16 protein-coding genes and 1 tRNA gene are annotated in these 17,610 nt (G+C 70.7%); 6 read left to right on the top strand and 11 right to left on the bottom strand.

Translation table 11 applies throughout. From position 1 onward, the window contains the following. The first annotated feature begins 126 nt into the window (after positions 1-126). On the top strand, positions 127-450 hold the full coding sequence (locus OG627_RS09880; protein ID WP_329063493.1) for a hypothetical protein: 324 nt from the start codon (positions 127-129) through the stop codon (positions 448-450). Positions 451-587: 137 nt separating this feature from the next. Further along, on the top strand, positions 588-1,571 hold the full coding sequence (locus tag OG627_RS09875; protein WP_329063491.1) for a helix-turn-helix domain-containing protein: 984 nt from the start codon (positions 588-590) through the stop codon (positions 1,569-1,571). A 141-nt stretch (positions 1,572-1,712) separates the two neighbouring features. On the opposite strand, the gene OG627_RS09870 is transcribed toward OG627_RS09875, so the two are convergent. Continuing rightward, positions 1,713-2,681 (bottom strand): AurF N-oxygenase family protein, encoded by a 969-nt coding sequence (locus OG627_RS09870; RefSeq protein ID WP_329063489.1) that lies wholly within the window; start codon positions 2,679-2,681, stop codon positions 1,713-1,715. A gap of 127 nt (positions 2,682-2,808) precedes the next feature. Further along, positions 2,809-3,801, bottom strand: coding sequence for an alpha/beta fold hydrolase (locus OG627_RS09865; protein WP_329063486.1), 993 nt, complete (start codon positions 3,799-3,801; stop codon positions 2,809-2,811). Between the two features lie 137 nt (positions 3,802-3,938). Between OG627_RS09865 and OG627_RS09860 the strand changes: the two genes are divergently transcribed. Beyond that, on the top strand, positions 3,939-4,931 hold the full coding sequence (locus tag OG627_RS09860; RefSeq protein ID WP_329063485.1) for an ADP-ribosylglycohydrolase family protein: 993 nt from the start codon (positions 3,939-3,941) through the stop codon (positions 4,929-4,931). Positions 4,932-4,959: 28 nt separating this feature from the next. Here OG627_RS09860 and OG627_RS09855 read toward each other — a convergent pair whose 3' ends face one another. From OG627_RS09855 to OG627_RS09830, 6 genes are all read right to left on the bottom strand, one after another. Continuing rightward, positions 4,960-5,475: a GNAT family N-acetyltransferase gene (locus tag OG627_RS09855; RefSeq protein WP_329063483.1), complete on the bottom strand. Its 516-nt coding sequence runs from the start codon at positions 5,473-5,475 to the stop codon at positions 4,960-4,962. 44 nt (positions 5,476-5,519) lie between these two features. Continuing rightward, on the bottom strand, positions 5,520-6,977 hold the full coding sequence (locus OG627_RS09850) for a penicillin-binding transpeptidase domain-containing protein (protein ID WP_329063481.1): 1,458 nt from the start codon (positions 6,975-6,977) through the stop codon (positions 5,520-5,522). Next, on the bottom strand, positions 6,974-8,320 hold the full coding sequence (locus tag OG627_RS09845; protein WP_329063480.1) for an FtsW/RodA/SpoVE family cell cycle protein: 1,347 nt from the start codon (positions 8,318-8,320) through the stop codon (positions 6,974-6,976). Before OG627_RS09845 ends, OG627_RS09850 begins: the two co-directional genes overlap by 4 nt. Before the next feature lie 88 nt (positions 8,321-8,408). After that, positions 8,409-8,804 (bottom strand): SH3 domain-containing protein, encoded by a 396-nt coding sequence (locus OG627_RS09840; RefSeq protein WP_329063478.1) that lies wholly within the window; start codon positions 8,802-8,804, stop codon positions 8,409-8,411. A gap of 119 nt (positions 8,805-8,923) precedes the next feature. Beyond that, positions 8,924-10,243 carry a HAMP domain-containing sensor histidine kinase gene (locus OG627_RS09835; RefSeq protein ID WP_329072534.1) on the bottom strand — a complete coding sequence of 440 codons (1,320 nt, stop codon included), beginning with the start codon at positions 10,241-10,243 and terminating at the stop codon, positions 8,924-8,926. Positions 10,244-10,296: 53 nt separating this feature from the next. Further along, a complete protein-coding gene (locus OG627_RS09830) occupies positions 10,297-11,199 on the bottom strand; it encodes a hypothetical protein (RefSeq protein WP_329063476.1) in 903 nt (300 codons plus the stop codon). Between the two features lie 250 nt (positions 11,200-11,449). Here OG627_RS09830 and OG627_RS09825 point away from each other — a divergent pair, with 250 nt between their 5' ends. Beyond that, on the top strand, positions 11,450-11,692 hold the full coding sequence (locus tag OG627_RS09825) for a hypothetical protein (protein ID WP_329063474.1): 243 nt from the start codon (positions 11,450-11,452) through the stop codon (positions 11,690-11,692). On the opposite strand, the gene ligD is transcribed toward OG627_RS09825, so the two are convergent. After that, a complete protein-coding gene (gene ligD, locus OG627_RS09820; protein WP_329063472.1) occupies positions 11,649-12,542 on the bottom strand; it encodes a non-homologous end-joining DNA ligase in 894 nt (297 codons plus the stop codon). The two genes, OG627_RS09825 and ligD, sit on opposite strands and share 44 nt — an antisense overlap. Before the next feature lie 41 nt (positions 12,543-12,583). Between ligD and ku the strand changes: the two genes are divergently transcribed. After that, positions 12,584-13,588: a non-homologous end joining protein Ku gene (gene ku / locus OG627_RS09815; protein ID WP_329063470.1), complete on the top strand. Its 1,005-nt coding sequence runs from the start codon at positions 12,584-12,586 to the stop codon at positions 13,586-13,588. 75 nt (positions 13,589-13,663) lie between these two features. After that, positions 13,664-13,735 (top strand) — tRNA-Arg (locus OG627_RS09810). Between the two features lie 681 nt (positions 13,736-14,416). Here the strand turns inward: OG627_RS09810 and OG627_RS09805 are convergent. Both OG627_RS09805 and OG627_RS09800 read right to left on the bottom strand, forming a co-directional pair. Further along, complete coding sequence (locus OG627_RS09805) at positions 14,417-16,282, bottom strand: DUF2075 domain-containing protein (protein WP_329063468.1); 1,866 nt, start codon at positions 16,280-16,282, stop codon at positions 14,417-14,419. A gap of 78 nt (positions 16,283-16,360) precedes the next feature. After that, positions 16,361-17,314 carry a protein NO VEIN domain-containing protein gene (locus tag OG627_RS09800; protein ID WP_329063466.1) on the bottom strand — a complete coding sequence of 318 codons (954 nt, stop codon included), beginning with the start codon at positions 17,312-17,314 and terminating at the stop codon, positions 16,361-16,363. Positions 17,315-17,610: the final 296 nt, after the last annotated feature.

Below are 17,610 nucleotides of genomic sequence, written 5' to 3'. Positions count from 1 at the left end.
CATAGTTGCATCGTTACGGTGTGAACCAAGCCACATCAAGTGGCCCCGCCGCAAGGCGTCTTCGCTCCGCCGTGCCCTCCCGCGTCTCCATCAGGCGGACGGGCATGTCTACCGAAGGGGATCGTGATGACCGTATCGCCGCAGGACTCCGCCCTGAACTCGTTCGATTTCGAGCGGGAGTTGTACGAACTCGTGCGCGACACCGCGCCCCGGCTCTTCGCCGTCGTCGTGGAGTACCGCGACGGCGAGGGCGAGTTCGGCAGGGACGCCGCCGTCGTCGCCTGGGGGCTGGCGCACGAGGACGGTGGGGCTGATGTGACGCGCGTCGGCGACGGTGGCCAGTTGCGGCTTGCGGCGCCGGAGAACGTGGCGCGGTACTTCGGGCGGGCGGACGGGTGCTCGCCCCGTCTCGTGTGGCTCGCTCCGGAGGTGGGCGCCTCGGTGGCGTGAGTGGGTGCGTACGTACGTACACAGGGGGCCGGAGCCGGGTCCGGCCCCCCGGCTAGGCTGTGTCGGCTGGTGGGTTGGAGCCTGCGGGAAGCCGGAGAGTACGGCGGGCCAGGTCAGGAGGAGGGGAAGCGGGCGCGATGATCGGGACGGTGTTCCGGAGCGAGGATGTGCCGGTGGAGGACCGTTTCGACTACTGGCGGGAGCTGATCAACCGGACGACCGCCCCCAGCGACCTGAACAGTGACCACGCCGCCGATTTCTGGGCGGAGCAGCGGCTGATGGAGCTGGGGCCGGTGAAGGTGTGGCCCACGTCGTTCCTGCCGGCGCGGTTCCTGCGGAGCGCGAGGCTGGTTCGGCAGTCCGACCCGGAGGAGTACCACATCTCGCTGGTCCTCGGCGGCGGGCTGGGGCTCGACCATGTCGGACGGACCGACACCTATGGCCCGAGCGACCTGTGGATTTCCGACACCTCGCAGCCCTACGAAGTGGTACCGCCGGACGCCGGGGACCATCGCGTGATCACAGGGGTGGGTGTGGAGTTCCGCAAGGTGCTGCTGCCCGCGTCACCCGACAGGGTCCGGCATCTGCTGGGAAGGCGCCTGCCGGGACAAGAGGGAACAGGCGCCCTGCTCACGGGGTTCCTCACCGGGCTGAGCCGGGAGTGCGACACTCTCCAGCCGTCCGCCGCGCCGCGCTTGGGCGCCGTCCTGCTCGACCTGCTGGCGGCCTGGTTCGCCGAGATACTCGACACCGAGGACGCCTTGCCCCCGGAGACCCGCCACCGGGCCCTGATCGAAGGCATCCGGGCGTTCATCCGGCAGAACCTGCACGACCCCGCGCTGACCCCGCCCGTCGTCGCCGCCGCACACCACATCTCCCTCAGCTATCTGCACCGCCTCTTCCGGGACGAAGGCGTCACCGTCTCCGCCACGATCCGGCAGCAGCGCCTGGAACGCGCGCGCCACGACCTGGCCAACCCGGCGCTGCGGAACGTGCCGGTCCATGACATCGCCGCCCGTTGGTGCTTCACGCACCCGGCCGCGTTCAGCCGCGCCTTCCGCGCCGCCTACGGCATTCCGCCCACCGACTACCGCCACCGGGCCCACCTGATCGCGGCGTAGCCCCAGCGGCCGTTGCCTCGTCGGTCGTAGCCCCAGCGGCAGTGGCACGGGAGACCCGACCGGCCGTGGGGCGACGAGACCCGCGCCTCGGCCCGGCAATCCCGAACCCGCGCCTCGGCCCGGCAATCCCGAACCCGCGCCTCAGGCCAGCAACCCCGACGCCTGCCACATCCGGCGGCCCGGTCCGCGCAGTACGCCGATGTCGTCCAGGAAGTCCGTCAGCCGCTTCGCGCCCGACTGCATCACCTCTCGCCGGTGTCCGCTGGCCTTCACCTGGGCGACGGCCTCGCGGCGGTCGAGGCCGATGTCCTCGTACACCTGCGGGTTGACGAAGCAGACGGAGAAGACCTTGGCGGCCTGGCCGCAGTTGAGGCGGGTGAACTCCCGCTCCCAGCGCGGCGCGGTCACCATCTGGCGCCGCAACTCCTCGCGCGCGTACCGGACATGGCGTGACTCCTCGATCACATGGATACGGGTCACGCCGCGCACGAGCGGCTGGACGCGCTCGTCGGGGAAGGTCAGGCGCTGCATCCAGTCGAGTATTTCCTCGCCGAGGAGGGTCGCGGCGAAGGAGCCCGGGGTGGTCGAGATGGTCTTCAGGACGCGCGCGAGGTTGTGGTAGCGCCTCGGTACCGGGTACGAGGGCGTGCCGCCCTGCTGGATCAGCCGGGCGAACATCATCGAGTGCCGGCACTCGTCCGCTATCTCCGTGAGCGCGTAGCGGACGTGATTGCTGGTCACCGGCTTGTCGTAGATGTGCCGCACCAGCAGCTGCATCAGGATGATCTCGAACCAGATGCCGAGGGAGGCGAGCGACGCGGATTCGTGCCTGGCCAGGTCCATTCGCTGTTCCTCGGACATCCTGTCCCAGAGCGGGGTGTCGTAGAGCGAGACCAGTTCCGGCGGCCAGAACCACTTCCCGTCTTCGAACGGCGCCTCCCAGTCGAGTTCCTTGTCGGGGTCGAAGGAGTGCTTGGCGGACGATTCGAGCAGCCGCTCGGCGACCTGTTCGCGGTCCCGGAGCGGGCCGAGCGCGTCACGGAGCAGCTGTACGTCCTCGGGGGTGACGGGCGTCGGTGATGTGGCTGGCTGCGGCGGGGGCGGCGTCATGGCTGAGTGCACCTCGTGGCTGGGTTACCGGCGGTCACTTCTTATGAGACTGCGTGTCAGTAACGACGTCAATCCCCGGAGCGCCAGTTGTTGACTCCCTGTCCAACAGCGTCCGCGTGTACGGCCGTCACAGAGTCCGGGTGAAGGCGAGCACCCGCGCGGCGATCTCCTCGGGCTCCTCCAGCAGCATGGCGTGGGTGGCGTCGACGTTCTCGACGGCCAGCGAGTCCCGCTCGGCCTGTGCCGCCGCGAGGCTCCGGTCCAGCCCCTTCGCGTGCGCCGCGGTCAGCTCTTCGAACCACCCCATGCCCGGCGTCGGCGGTTGCGGCCGGCGGGCCCGTACGCACAGGACGGGGCACGGCACGCTCCGTACCAGCCCCATCAGGTCGAGGGCGTCCAGCGCCGCGTACATCTCCAGCGCCCGTTCGCGGACGGGCAGCGTCTGGAAGCGGCCGTCGGGAAGCTCCCGGACCGCGCCGCGCGCCGCGGCCTCCGCGCGGTCGTACGGAATGCCGAACAGGCCCGCGTACGAAGCCTGTTGCTCGACGTGATCGGCTTCCGCGACCTGCCCGGCGGTCGCCCGGATCATGTCCCCGATCCGGGCGAGAGCGCCGGCCACCGTCTCCTGGTCGAGCCCCGGGTACTGCTCGGGACGGCCGCTGCCCCACCAGAAGCCGTCCAGATTGACCGCCCCCGGGGTCGCGCCGGAGCCCTCTGAGGTGCCGGAGGCGCCAGCGCACTCGGAGGCGCCAGAGCCCTCGGAGGCCACTGCGGCGCCCCCGGACCGCTGTTCGCCGCCGTGCCGGGCCGCGTACCGCAGCGCGACCATGCCGCCCAGGGAGTGGCCCACGGGGACGGCCCCTGGCATGCCGTACGCGTCGAGTACCTGCTCGACCGAGGCGACGACGCCGTCGAACGACCAGGGCCCCGGCGCGTGTTCGGAGCCTCCGTGACCCGGCAGGTCGACCGCGAGCACCCGGTGCCGCCGGGTGAGGAGCGGCGCCACCGTGGCCCAGTCGGCGAGTGAGCGGCTCGCGCCGTGCAGGAGGACGAGCGGCGGGCCGTCGCCGCCATGGTCATGGGCATGGAGAAGTGAGGGGAAGGAGGGGTGTGAAGGCATGGGAAACAAGGTAACTGCCCCTGCACGGCGGGAAATCGTCCGCCGGAAGGACGGAATCGGCCCTTCCGGTCCCCCATACTGGATATACGGCGGAATAGTGCGGCACGGAGGCGTCGGTACACGGCACGATGGCCGGTATGACCGCCCGAAACCAGGACGCCCGCAGCGCCTCCGACCGTGGACCCGACCGCACGGTTCACGGAGCCGACCGCACGGTTCATGGACCCGACCGCACTGCTCACGGAGCCGACCGCACGATCGGCCGCGCCGCCGCCCGGCGCAGCCTCGAAGGGCTCGCCCTGGGCGACGCCTTCGGCGAACGCTGGTTCCCGCTCTTCCGTGAGCCGCAGCGCGCGTACGACGAGATCAGGGCCCGAAAGACCCCGCCGGAGCCCGAGTGGCCCTGGACGGACGACACCGCCATGGCGCTCGCGATCCACCGCGTCCTCGACGAGTGCGGCGCCATCGATCAGGACCGGCTGGCGCTCGCCTTCGCCCTCGCGTTCGAGGCCGACCCTGGCCGTGGCTACGGATACGGCATGCACATGCTGTTACCCGCGCTCCTCGCTGAGCCGGAGAGCTGGCGCACGCTCGCGGGCGGACTGTTCGACGGCGGCGGCAGCCTCGGCAACGGCGCCGCCATGCGGGTGGCCCCCCTCGGCGCCCGGTTCGCCGCCGACCTCGGCCTCGTCGCCGAACAGGCCGCGCGCTCGGCCGAGGTGACCCACGCCCACCCGCAGGGCGTCGCGGGCGCGGTGGCGGTCGCCGTGGCGGCGGCCCTGTCCGTACGGTCCGAGCTGACCGTCGCGGCGGTCGCCGAGGCCACCCCGGAGGGGCCGGTACGGGACGGGCTGGCGCGCGCCGCCGCACTCCCCTTCGCCACTGAGCCCCGGGCCGCCGCCGAACTGCTGGGCAGCGGAAGCCTGATCCGCGCCGACGACACCGTTCCGTTCGCCGTCTGGACGGCGGCCCGCCACCGTGACGACCTGACCGGGGCGCTCTGGGCGACGGCGGAGGGCGCCGGTGACACCGACACCACCTGCGCCATCACGGGAGGCATCGTCGCGGCCCGCACGGGCACGGACGCCGTCCCGGCGCTGTGGCGCGCCCGCCGCGAGCCCCTGGAGTAGGGACGGCGCGGCTCCTACCCGTCCGCCCCTACCCGTCCGCCTCGGCCCGGTCCGCCTCGGCCCGGTCCGCTCCGGCCCCGCCCGGCGGCCGGACCATGTACACGTCGACCGGGTCCTCCCGCTCCACCGTGAACCCGTGCCGCTCGTACAGCCGCCGCGCCGCGCTGCCCCGCATGACATCCAGCCGTACGGTCGCGCCCCCGGCGTCGGTCCGCTCCAGCAGCGAGCCCAGCACCGCCGAGCCGAGCCCCCGGCCCTGCACGGCGGGGGAGAGGTAGAAGTGCTCCAGCCACCAGCCTGCGTCCCGGGGCCGCAGGGTGACGGACCCCGCGAAGGCGCCCCCGGCGAGGACGACCGAGGTGTGGCCCGGCGCGAACGAGTCCCGCAGCCGCTGCCTGACGCGGTGCTCGTCGTACCGGCCCAGCCGCTCCAGATCCGGCCGCATCACCGTCGCCCGCAGCTCGGCTATCGCCTCGACGTCGGCGGACCCTGCGGCGCGGAGGGACCAGGCGAGGCCCGGTAGCACGCCCGTGTGTATGTTCATGTGTTTCATTGTATATTCATGCATTAAGGTGTTCCGTCCGCGCGTCAGCCGTCCAGCGCCGCCTCCATCACCGCCCGCGCGATCGGCGCCGCGTCGCCCCCGCCGCTGATGTCCGCCCGGTCCGCCTCCGCGTCCTCCACGACCACCGCCACCGCCACGGCGGGCCGGCCCGAGTCGCCTGCCTGCGCCCAGGCGATGAACCAGGCGTACGGCGTACCGGAGTTGCTCACCCCGTGCTGCGCTGTTCCCGTCTTGCCGCCGACCGTCGCGCCGTCGATCGCCGCGTTGGCGCCCGTACCGTCCTCGACGACGCCGATCATCATCTGCCGGAGCCGGTTCGCCGTCAGCGGGTTCATCGCCCGCCGGTAGGTCCGCTCGCCGGTGCGGGCGAGCGTGTCGCCGTCCGAGGCGAGCGTGCGGTCCACCAGGAAGGGGTACTTCAGCTCCCCGCCGTTGGCGACGGCCGAGGCGACCATCGCCATCTGGAGCGGGGTGGCCCGGGTGTCGAACTGCCCGATAGAGGACAGCGCCAGCTGGTCGTCGCTCATCCTCGTGTCGAAATTCGACGCCGCAACCCCGGACGGGATCCTGATCCCGGAATCGTTGAAGCCGAACTTCTCCGCCGACTTCACCATCGCGGAGAGCCCCGTCTCCACCCCGAGACCGGCCATCACCGTGTTGCAGGACCATCTGATGGCGTACTCCAGCGACGCCCGGTCGCACCCCTCCGCCTCGTTGGGCAGCGTGGTGCGGGTCCCCGGCAGGACGTACGGCTCCGCGATATCGGTCGGGGCCTCCACATCGGTGACCGTCCCGGCGTCCAGTGCTGCCGCCGCCGTCACGATCTTGAAGGCCGAACCGGGCGGATAGGTCTGCCGGATGGCCCGGTTGAGCATCGGCTGCGCCGCCTCGCCGTTCAGCCGGGTCCAGGCGTCCGTGACCTCCGTACCCGTGCCCGAGATCAGGCCCGGGTCGTAGGACGGGCTGCTCACCAGCGCCAGGATCCGACCGCTGAACGGTTCGATCGCCACGACCGCGCCGCGCCGTCCGGCCAGCCCCTCGTACCCGGCGCGCTGCATCGGCGCCTTGATGGTGGTGGCTACCTTGCCGCCGGGGCTGCGGCCCCGGGTGATGTCGTTCCAGAAGGGGAACGGGGCGAGCATCGGGTCCGTACCCGACAGGACGGAGTCCTCGGCGTTCTCCAGCAGCGTCGTGCCGTACGTCTGGGAGGCGTAGCCGGTGACGGGCGCGTACAGCGGGCCCTGCCGGTACGTGCGCTCGTAACGCAGCTGCTGTCCGGTGTCCCGGGAGCCGGTGACCGGCTTGCCGCCGACCAGGATCGGGCCGCGCTGCTGTGAGTAACGGGACACGGTGTCCCGGCGGTTGCCCTGGTTGTGGTCGAGCGAATCCGCGTCGAGGACCTGGATCCGCGCCGAGTTGACCAGCAGGGCGGCCAGCAGGAGCAGGAAGAAGGCGGCGGTCCGCCGGATGTATCGGGTCATCGCGCGTCCTCCTCCGGGCGCGGCCTGCGCGCCGAGTCGCTGAGCCGGATGAGCAGCGCCACCATCACCCAGTTGGTGACGACGGACGAGCCACCCTGTGCGAGGAAGGGCATCGCCATGCCGGTGAGCGGGATCAGCCCCATCACACCTCCCGCGATGACGAAGACCTGGAGGCCGAGGATCGAGGAGAGGCCGATCGCCAGCAGCCGGCCGAACGGATCGCGCAGGGAGAGCCCGGTGCGGAAACCGCGTGCGACGAGCAGCGCGTACAGCAGGAAGATCGCGGTCAGCCCGACCAGGCCCAGCTCCTCGCCCGCCGTCGCCAGGATGAAGTCCGACTTGGCGGCGAAGCCGATCAGGATCGACCGGCCGAGCCCGAGACCGGTGCCGAGCATCCCGCCCGCCGCGAACGCGAAGAGGGACTGGGCGAGCTGACCGGGCCCGCGCCCCGCGTCGATGGAGGCGAACGGGTCGAGCCAGTCCTCCACCCGGCTGTGCACATGCGGTTCCAGCGAGCCGACGGCGAACGCCCCGACGGCCGCGAGCAGCAGCCCGACCGCGATCCACCCGGTGCGGCCGGTCGCGACGTACAGCATGATCACGAAGAGTCCGAAGAAGAGCAGCGAGGTGCCCAGATCCCGTTCGAGCACCAGGACGAGGACGCTGAGCGCCCAGATGGCCACGAGCGGCCCGAGCACCCGTCCCGTGGGCAGTTGGAGCCGCCAGAGTCTGCGGCCGGTGTGCGCGAGGGCGTTGCGGTTGGCGGCGAGGTAGGCCGCGAAGAAGACCGCGAGCAGCACCTTCGCGAACTCGCCCGGCTGGATGGAGAATCCGCCGAACCTGATCCAGATCTTCGCGCCGTTCACGGCCGGGAAGAAGATCGGCACGATCAGCAGCCCCAGCGCGGTGGCCACCGAGAGGTAGGCGTAGCGCTGGAGGACCCGGTGGTCGCGCAGGAACGCGACGACGGCGATGAACAGCGCGGCGCCCAGCGTCGACCAGATCAGCTGGGTGGGCGCGGCCCGGTCGTTCGGGGTCTCCAGGTCGAGCCGGTAGATGAGCACCAGGCCAAGGCCGTTGAGCAGGATCGCGATGGGCAGCAGGAGCGGATCCGCGTACGGGGCGCGCAGCCGTACCACGATGTGCGCGAGGAGGGCGAGGGCCCCGAGCCCCGCGCCGTAACCGGCGGCGTCGGGCGGCAGGGTGTGGTTCTTGCCGAGGCCGACGCTGATGTAGCCGAAGACGGAGATGAGGACGGCGCAGACGAGGAGCGAGAGTTCGACGCCGCGCCGCTTGCGCGGGGGTGGCGCGGGCGGGGGAGCGTCCGCCGTCGTTGCGGTCATGTCCCGCAACGTAGCAAGGCGGCACGCCTTATGTCCGTTTATGTGGGCACGTAAGGCATGCCGCCTTGCGGGACCGGCTCGTGTTCGGTCAGCAGAGGTGCGGGACCGCGCCGATGCTGCGGATGTACTTGGCCGATGCCCAGGCCCAGCGGCCGTCCGCGAGGAGGTACCAGTTGCTGTTCCCCTCGACGTCGTCGGCCTGCACCCGGCAGAAGATCCGGACGATCTGGCCGTACTCGACCGAGCCGACGATCCGGGCGCTGCGGTACGGCTTGTCGTGGAGCAGCAGTCCGGTCCTGGCCGTGACCTCGCCCAGGTAGTCGCCGGGCGCCGCCTGGACGGAGACGGCGGGCGCGGTGCCGCTGTCCGCGGGCGCTGCGGGCGCCGCGTTCGCGGGGGCGACGGCGGTGAGGGCGAGGGCCGCGGCGGCGACGGTGGTGACGGCGAGGGTGGCGGCGGTGCGGCCGAGGGAACGCACGTGCATGGTGACTCCTGTGTTCCTGGTGTGCCTGTGTGCCTGGACCTGCGGCGCGAGGCGACGGCCATGCGGTGAGCCGACCTCGCGTGGTTCACGCTAGGTCGGCTACTCAAGGTCCGCACTTTTTACGGTGCGTAGTCCTCCGGCCGGTCGCCGGGCCGGGCCGCCGGCTCGTCGGGGTCCTGGGCGGAGCCCCGGCCGGGTACGTACTCGGGCAGCGTCAGCCGCGCCAGCGCCCCGCCGTCCGGCGCGTTGCCGAACACCAGCTCGGCCCCGATCACCGCCGACTGGCCGACGGCGATGGTCAGCCCGAGCCCGTGCCCCTTGGCGCCGCCCTCCGTACGGAACCGCTGCGGCCCGTGCTCCAGCAGGTACGCCGGATAGCCCGCGCCGTGATCGCGTACGGTCACGGTCGGCCCGTCCACGGTCAGCACCACCGGCGGCCCGCCGTGCCGGTGCGCGTTGGCGACGAGGTTGCCGAGCACCCGTTCCAGCCGCCGCCGATCCGTCTCCACCGAGGCGTCGCGCACGATCCGTACGCCGCACTCCGCGCCCGAGGCGCGCACCACCCCCTCGACCAGCGGCCCCAGCGGGTGGACGGCGAGATCCACCTGCTCCGTACGGGCGTCGAGGCGCGAGATCTCCAGCAGGTCCTCGGTGAGCGTGCGCATCGTGCGCACCCGTTCCCGCACCATCTCGGTCGGCCGGCTCTCGGGCAGCAGCTCGGCGGCGGCCGAGAGTCCGGTCAGCGGGGTGCGCAGCTCATGGGCGACGTCGGCGGTGAAGCGCTGCTCGCTCAGCAGCTTGTCCTGGAGCGTCGAGGCCATCGTGTCCAGTGCGGCGGAGACCGTGGCCACCTCGTCCTGGGGGCGCGAACGGCCTTTCGTGCGGGGGTCGTTGACGCGCGCGTCGAGATCGCCCGCGCCGATCCGCCGCGCCACCTGCGCCGTCAGATGCAGCCGCCGGGTGACCCGGGTGACGGCGAAGGCGCCGACGAGGAGGGTGGCGCCGATGGCGAGTGCGGAGGAGCCGAGGATCGCCTGGTCCAGATTGGTGATGGTGTTCTGGCTGAGTGTGTAGTCGACGCGGGCGGCGAGCGCCCTGCCGTCGGCGGGCCCGGCCGCCCACATGGTGGGGTGCCCGTCGAAGTCCGCGACCATCGTGCCGCGCCGCCCGCTCAGGGCGAGGGCGCGCAGCGGCTCGGGCAGCCCCGGCGCGTCCAGCCCGGCGAACCGGGGGAGCGGCTCGCCGGCCTCGTACGTCTGTGTGACCGCGTTCAGCCGGGAGAGTGCTTTGTCTCGCGCGGAATTGACGGTCTGACGGGTGACGGACACATGGACGAGCGCGCCGAGCAGCGCGGCCAGCGCACAGCACATCACCGTGATGAAGACGGCGGCCTTCCAGGTGAGGGTGGCGCTCCAGGCCGGCAGCCGGGGCCGCAGCAGGTGGGGCCTCGTCAGGCGGGGTCTCGTCAGGTGGGGCCTCACTGGCCGGGGCCTCATGGGCGGCTTACGTGGTCGGAGGCGGCGAGGAGGGCGTGGTGGCCCACATGGCTCAGCGGGGACGCCCCGTTGGCACCCGGGGGCGGGGACGATCCGTTGGTGCCCGGCGGCTGGGGACCGGCGATGCCCGGGGGTGGGGGCGGCCCGACGGCGCCCGGCGGCGGGAAAGCGGGGCCGCCCGGCGGCGGCCCCCGCCGTGCGCCCTCGCGCCCCGAGGGCGCCGGAGTCGCGGCCGGGACGATCTCGTCCCGGGTGGGCAGCATCGTCCCCCGGCGCCCGTCCCAGGACCAGGCCGTCCGGTACTCGTACCCCGGGATGCCCGCCGAGACCACCCGCAGGATCAGGTCCCGGCCCGCCAGTTCGGCGCCCACGATCTGGTCGGAGGTGGACATGATCCGGATCAGCCCGCCCTGCTCGGCGGTGTAGCAGCGGACGGCGAGCTGCTGGTAGGGCAGTTCGATCCCGATGATCAGCTCGTCGCGGCCGTCCCCGGTCAGATCGTGGTGGTACGCCCGGAGGACCGGGCACCCCGGTCCGCGCCGGGCGCCCTCCCCGCAGCCGGCGAGCCGCGCCGCGGTCTCCCGGGGGAGCCCGTCGATGCCCGTGAGGTCGTCCGGGTGGGCGGCGGCCTCGGCCCGTACGACGGCGACCGGGCTCACCGCGTCGATGTCGTCGTGGGCGACCTTGATGCCGGGGACTCGCTCGCGGGTGCTCTCCCCGAAGTCGAGGGGCGGCGCCGAGATGGGGGGCAGGCCGGGCCACAGCCGCACCGGCCCGATCGCGGTCGGCGTCGGGCCCGCGCTCCTGAGCCCGCTCTGCCCGGCGCACGCGGACAGGGCCAGCGCCAGCGCGGCGGTGGTGGCCAGCGCTGTTCCGGCGGCGACGCGGCGAGGGGGCAAGACGCTCCTGGAACGAACGATCGAACGATCTAGGTCGTTCTGTCACTTTATGGTGAGAAAGATGAGTTAAGTCGCATTTCATGGCCGGTGGGCGTCCTGCCACCCGGAGTGGCGCCCCACCCGGAGTGGCGCCCCACCCGGAGTGGCGCCGCCCCCGGAGTGGCGCCGCCCCCGGAGTGGCGCCGCCCCCGCGCCCGCCCCGCTGTCTTGCCCGGTGGCCCGGCGGCTGTTCCCATAATCGTGGGGGGCGATGACCCGATTACGCGTCACGCCGGGCGGCCGACGCGGCCCGGACCGGCTGCACGTCATCCGGCGGGACGGGACGACCGTCGCCTGGTACGACGGGGACGCCGGGCGGATCAGCCTGCTCCCCGAGGCGCTCGGCGGCGTACTCAGACCGGCGGACATCGAGGCGCTGTACGCGGCGGCCCGGGGACGCCGTACCTGGCTCAGGCAGGCCGGGGCAGACGTCCGGCCCGGTCCCGTTCGGTGAGCGGGGCGAGGAGGTCCCCGTACCGCTCCAGCCGGTCGGCGAGGTCGTCCAGCCGGAAGACCAGCTGCCCGGCATTCGTGCAGCTGGCGACCTCGTCCCAGGTCAGGGGAGTGGACACGGTCGGTTCCGGCCCGGCGCGCAGGGTGTAGGGCGCCGCCGTCGTCTTCGCGGCGGCGTTCTGGCTGTGGTCGACGAAGACCTTCCCCGGCCGCAGCGCCCGCTTCATCAGGTGCACCACCAGCTCCGGCATCGCCTCCTGTGCCTCCACGGCCAGCTCCTTCGCGTACGCCGAGACCTCGGGCGAGGGTGTCCCCGTCAGCGGCACGAGCACATGCAGCCCCTTGGAGCCCGACGTCTTCACGTACGCGGCCAGGCCGTCCTCGTCCAGCCGCCCGCGCAGCCAGCGCGCCACCGCGCAGCACTCGACGGCGTCGGCGGGAGCGCCGGGGTCCAGGTCGAAGACCAGCCGGTCGGCGACGCCGGGCGCCTCGGCGCGCCACTGGTGCGTATGGAACTCCACGACCAGGTTCGCCGCCCACATCAGCGTCGCCAGATCCGCCACCACCACCTGTCTGCCGGAGTCCGCCGACTTTCTGGGCACCTCGGCGATCCGTACCCACTCCGGGGTGCCGGGCGGCGGGTTCTTGGTGAAGAAGCGCTGGCCGCCGGGGCCGTCGGGGTAGCGCAGGAAGGAGACGGGACGGTCGGCGAGATGGGCCAGCAGAGGGGCCGCCGTACGGGCGTAATAGTGCAGGATCTCGCCCTTGGTGGTGCCGGTGGCGGCGTACAGGACCTTGTCCAGATTGCTGAGCGCCAGGCTCCGCCCCTCCACCTCTGTGATAGGCGTCATACGATGAGAATCCCATGATTACGTGAGGAAAGGGATGGAACGTGCGATCCATATGGAACGGCGCGATCTCCTTCGGGCTGGTCAGCATCCCGATCAAGCTCGTCAACGCCACCGAGAACCACTCGATCTCCTTCCGTCAGATCCACAAGGAGGACGGCGGCCGGATCCGCTACCGCAAGGTCTGCGAACTGGACGGGGAGGAGGTGACGGCGCCGGACATCGGCAAGGCGTACGAGGACGCGGGCGGCGTCATGATCCCGATCACCGACGACGACCTCGCCGCGCTGCCGCTGCCCACGGCGAAGACGATCGAGATCGTCGCGTTCGTCGCCGCGAGCGAGATCGACCCCCTCCAGATGGACACGGCCTACTACCTCTCGGCGAGCGGCGTGCCCGCCGCCAAGCCGTACACCCTGCTGCGGGAGGCGCTGAAGCGCGGCAAGAAAGTCGCGATCGCCAAATTCGCCCTGCGCGGGCGCGAGCGGCTCGGGATGCTCCGGGTGGTCGACGACGTGATCGTCATGCACGGCCTGCTCTGGCCGGACGAGATCCGCGCCCCCGAGGGTGTCGCCCCCGAGACCGACGTACGGGTACGGGACGCCGAACTCGACCTGGCCGATGCCCTGATGGACACCCTCGGCTCGGTCGACCTCGACTCCCTGCACGACGACTACCGCGAAGCCGTCGAAGAACTCATCGCGTCCAAGGCCGAAGGCGCACCGGCCCCGCCCCGCGCCCCCGCGGCGGCGGGCGGCGGCAAGGTCATCGACCTGATGGCCGCCCTGGAGAACAGCGTCCGCGCGGCCCAGAAATCGCGCGACGAGGGCGGCCACACCACGGATGCCGAGGCCGAGGTCACGCACCTCGCGGACCGCGAGCCGGCCAAGAAGACGGCGGCGAAGAAGAAGACGACAGCGAAGAAGGCGACGCCCGCCAAGCGCGCGGCCGGGAAGACCGCCACCAAGGCCACAGCGAAGAGCACGGCCAAGAAGACCACCACGACGAAGAAGACCCCCGCCGCCCGCGCCAAGCGCGCCTCCGCCTGACCCGAAATACCTGTTCACGGCCACCCCACCGAAGCTGGTAAGGTTTCCCTCGTCGCCAAGCAACACAGGCAACACGCCCCCGTAGCTCAGGGGATAGAGCATCGGCCTCCGGAGCCGGGTGCGCAGGTTCGAATCCTGCCGGGGGCACCTTTCAGAAGGTGCCCAAAGACCACGTCCTCAGCGGTTTCGCTGAGGACGGGGTCTTGGCGTATGCGCAGGCGGATGTCGTTGGAAGCAGGTGGTCGCCCGGTCGCATGACCGGCCCCGGCCCCGACGCTCACGGAATGGCCGAGCCTCGGAGTCGGACCCGCGAGGGCCGTCCGCGTGATCCGATCGTTCAGCGAGCGAGCGAGCGACCGGTGCCGGCCGCGACGAACCGGAGCGGATCGGCGACTTTGGCGAGGCCGGATCTGCCTCCGCAGGGCCGGCCACTTTTTCCGTGACGTCAATGCCGCCCGTCGAGTCGCTCACAGTGCCCGCACGCCTTCAGGTTCTGCTCCTCCGCCATGCTCTTCGGCATGGGGACAATCCCCTTGAAAGTGTCCTCCTTGCCGTTCAGTGAGGGGCATTGGGGGTCAGTGTGATATGCGGTTCGATGCACTCCGACGCGCACATGCACGGTATTCATAGGACTTCCTCTCCCAGTCGCGTGGTGGCCCCGACGAGTCGGTCCAATCCGTCAACGATCGAGGCCATCCCGGGGCAACGGACCCTCGCGATCGGACGGGCGCCAGGTGAGGCAAGCGGGACGCGGAGCTCGGAGCCGAGGAGTTCTGCGTAGGAGTCCAGGGGCCATGTCCGGCCCCTCTCGCCGCCATCCAGCCGTTGCTACGGAGCAACCCTGCCCGGGATGAGCGTGCGCAGTTTGGCTTGCGTTTCGGGATCGGTGGAGAACAGTACGGTTCCGGTCAGGCCACGCGTCAAGAGCACTTTGTACCGGTTGCGTACAAGGAGCTGGAATTCTTGGGGGGCGGCCCTCTTCAGACCGCTGTCCTCGCACGCGTCCTTGCTGGCGTACCACCCGTTGTCGCGCCAAACCAGGTCGGGGCCGAGGATGGTGCCGTTCCACGCGTATTCGAATCCCTGGGCTGTGTAGACGCAGCCGACCTGGGCGATGCCGCCCGGCTCGGTGGCCCAAAGGGAGGATCGCGGTCCACCGGAGACCTCCCGCTCACCTTTGACGTTCCAGGCCCGGCGCCAGTCCCCTATGACGATGTCGTCGACCAGGGTGCCGTCCTGGCGCGGGGCGCTCCACGGCCAGCAGAATCCCGCGGTCATGCGGGCTGTGGATCCGGCCGCCTGGCGTGCGTGAAGGTAAGTCTCCATCTGCTGGGGGGTGTCGGCGAGCAGTAGTTCGAAGTTGGGCTCGGGCTTCCAGCTCACCGGTCCTCCCGGATTCAGATCCAGCAGCCGGAGGACCCACTCCTCGTAGGCGCGGCTGCCGCCGCAGCGGAACTGCTCGTCGAGGTTGACATGCCGCACTTCGCAGCCCCGCGCCTTGGCTGCCTCGTCGATCTCTCTCACGCTGCCCATCTCGCCGGGCAGTACAACCTGGTGCTCGTCGAGCAGGAAGACCGGAACCCTGGCGGCGTCGATGAGTTGGGCCACCTGGCTTCGCCGGCTCCGACGGACATCCGGGGCGCTGGAGGTGCCCGGATGGTGGCGGATCCGATGCGCCTCGTCGCAGATGAGGACGTCGAGCGCGTTCTTCTCCGCGCTGCTGAAGTCGAGGAAGTAGCGGAAGAGTTTGGCCGCGCGCCGGTGTTTCTGCTCGACGACATGCTGCAAGGTGGTAGTGAACGACTTGGAGCCTGTCGCGTGGACGACGCTGCGGCTGTTCCGGCCGAGATGCCCCATCAGGTGCAGGGCGATCAGGCTCTTGCCCGATCCAGGGCCTCCGGTGACCACGATGACTTCTTTGCGGTCCGACTGCTGCGAGATGGTGACAGCACGCTTGACCAGGGAAACCGCGACCTGTTGCTCGTCCATGAGACGGAACTTGCCGCCATTCAGGATCTCTTCAGCAGCGGTTCGCATGAGTTCTCGGCTTGGGACAGCGGGGCTCTCCAGGAGGGCGTCCGCGTCGAGGGCTCCGGCGAGCGGCGAAATCTGGTTCTGCAGATGCTGGATGAACGCGCCGCGCGAACTGTCGGTGAAAAGATGGGCTCGCCCATTGCCCATTCCGAGCAGTTCGGCAACGTCACGGTCCTTGGCGTTGTGGAGGTAGGCAACGCCCGTGACGTGGCGGTCCGTGCCGTCCAGCAGGGCAGTGAAGTCCCGCAGGTACTCGCAGTAGCGGCGCACCTGGGCGACGGGGTGGAGGTGGGCGCGGTAGCCGAATCCGGGAAGCCAGCAGAGATCTTTCGTTTCGGGCACCAGCCGCGCTTCACTCCACTGCTTCAGCTCGACCAGGACATATGAGGGTCTGCCCGTTTCCGGGTGTGTGCCGGCCAGCAGGGCGTCCGCGCGCAGGCTGCTGTACGGCATTTTGTACTCGAGGAGAACTTCGACCTCTTCCAGTCCGGCGTCGCACAGCACCCGGGCAAGAGCGGGAAGGCTGTTGCGCCATGCCCGGACCTCGGCGCTCGCCGCCGAACGGAGGAGTTCCGCAAGGGACCGTTCCGCCAACCCCTCGGCCAGCGCACCGGGGTCGGTGCGTTCCAGAGCACGGGCGGACATACGCAAGAGGGCCACAGAAAATCTCCGTACGATTACCGCCCGCGACGGGGCGAAGGGCGCATCGGCAGAAACGGGGTCGGTGACGGTTGCGGATCAGTCGGTGAATGGCAGGCGGTACTCGAACCGGCGGGGACGCAGATCTTCCTCTTCCGGGTACCAGTCCTCGAAGTGCGCCACCCTTCCTCCGCTCATGGCGTAGTCGGAACTGTGCGCGTCGACGACGATGTCGCTGACCACGTACAGATCCACGGCGTGTTGCGGGTTACGCGCGTGTTCGACTTCGTTGATCGTCAGTTCCACACTCGTGGCCGCGCCCGTCGTTCCCTTGACCTCGACGCGCCGCTCCTCCCGCGCGCGCGTGCAGTGCAAGTCGTACGGTTTGCCCAGGCGTTCGACGGTCCATCCCTGCTGTTCGTAGTGAGCGACGGCCATGTTCTCCGCGTGGAGTTCGATGGCCTTCCGCTTCTTGGGATCGGAGATGAACCCGGCACCGCGCCCCGGGCGCTTGGGCGCCTCGACCTGTTCCGTCGTGAACCGCGGCGCGCGGTTCAGGGGAACGTACTGCCGCTGCGCCCAGTCGACCTGGATGCCCGCGGCGTCGAGCAGCGGCTGGGGGTCCAATTCGCAGAGCTTGCCGATGCCTCGCTCGGTGCCGGAACGGCGGATGGCGTCGCTGCCGGCCAGCCCCAAAGGTCCGCTTTCATCGAGCGATATGTCGCGAACTATGGCCAGCGGCTCGATCCCGAAGCGCACCGGGTACTTGACGGTGTTCTCGGCTTCCTCGTCGGGCCAGTGAGGTGCGCGCCCTTCGTAGAAGCTCGTACGGACTTCGCACAGCCACAGATTGATCCGCCGCGTGAGCCACACGTCGAGGGGCACCCGGGGGCCCGCTCCGGTGGCCAGCACGGCGAAACGTGGACGCGCCGACCCGTACTCGGGTTTCGATGTCGGAAATCCCCAGGAACGGGTCTTGAGCCCATGGCAAAGGTTGTGCTGGGACTCACGGCTCTGACCGACATGCACCATAACGAAAGACTCACGCTTCACGCAGGTAATCATAAGAGCAGATCGTCGTAAGGGGCGATCGATAAAGAGCTTCAGTGGCCGGTGTACGGGAGCTTGAAAGCGCCCCCCGGCCTTCCCGGATTGCCGGCGGCGGAGGGGCGGTCGTGGAACGGGGGCGAGCAGCGATCCAGCCCCGACGGTACGAACACGGCGGTCAGGATCGGCTACGTACTCACCTGTCGGGCCGAAAGCGCACTTGCACGGCTGTGTTTTCCCTCCGTGGACTCTCGTGCCCTGACCGGGCTCAAGTTCAGTGCCGCTCTGCCGCAGCGCCTGGC

The sequence above is a fragment of the Streptomyces sp. NBC_01429 genome (genome assembly GCF_036231945.1).
Lineage (GTDB): Bacteria > Actinomycetota > Actinomycetes > Streptomycetales > Streptomycetaceae > Streptomyces.
The sequence above is the reverse complement of the archived record's forward strand: the minus strand, read 5'-3'. Positions and strand labels throughout refer to the sequence as shown.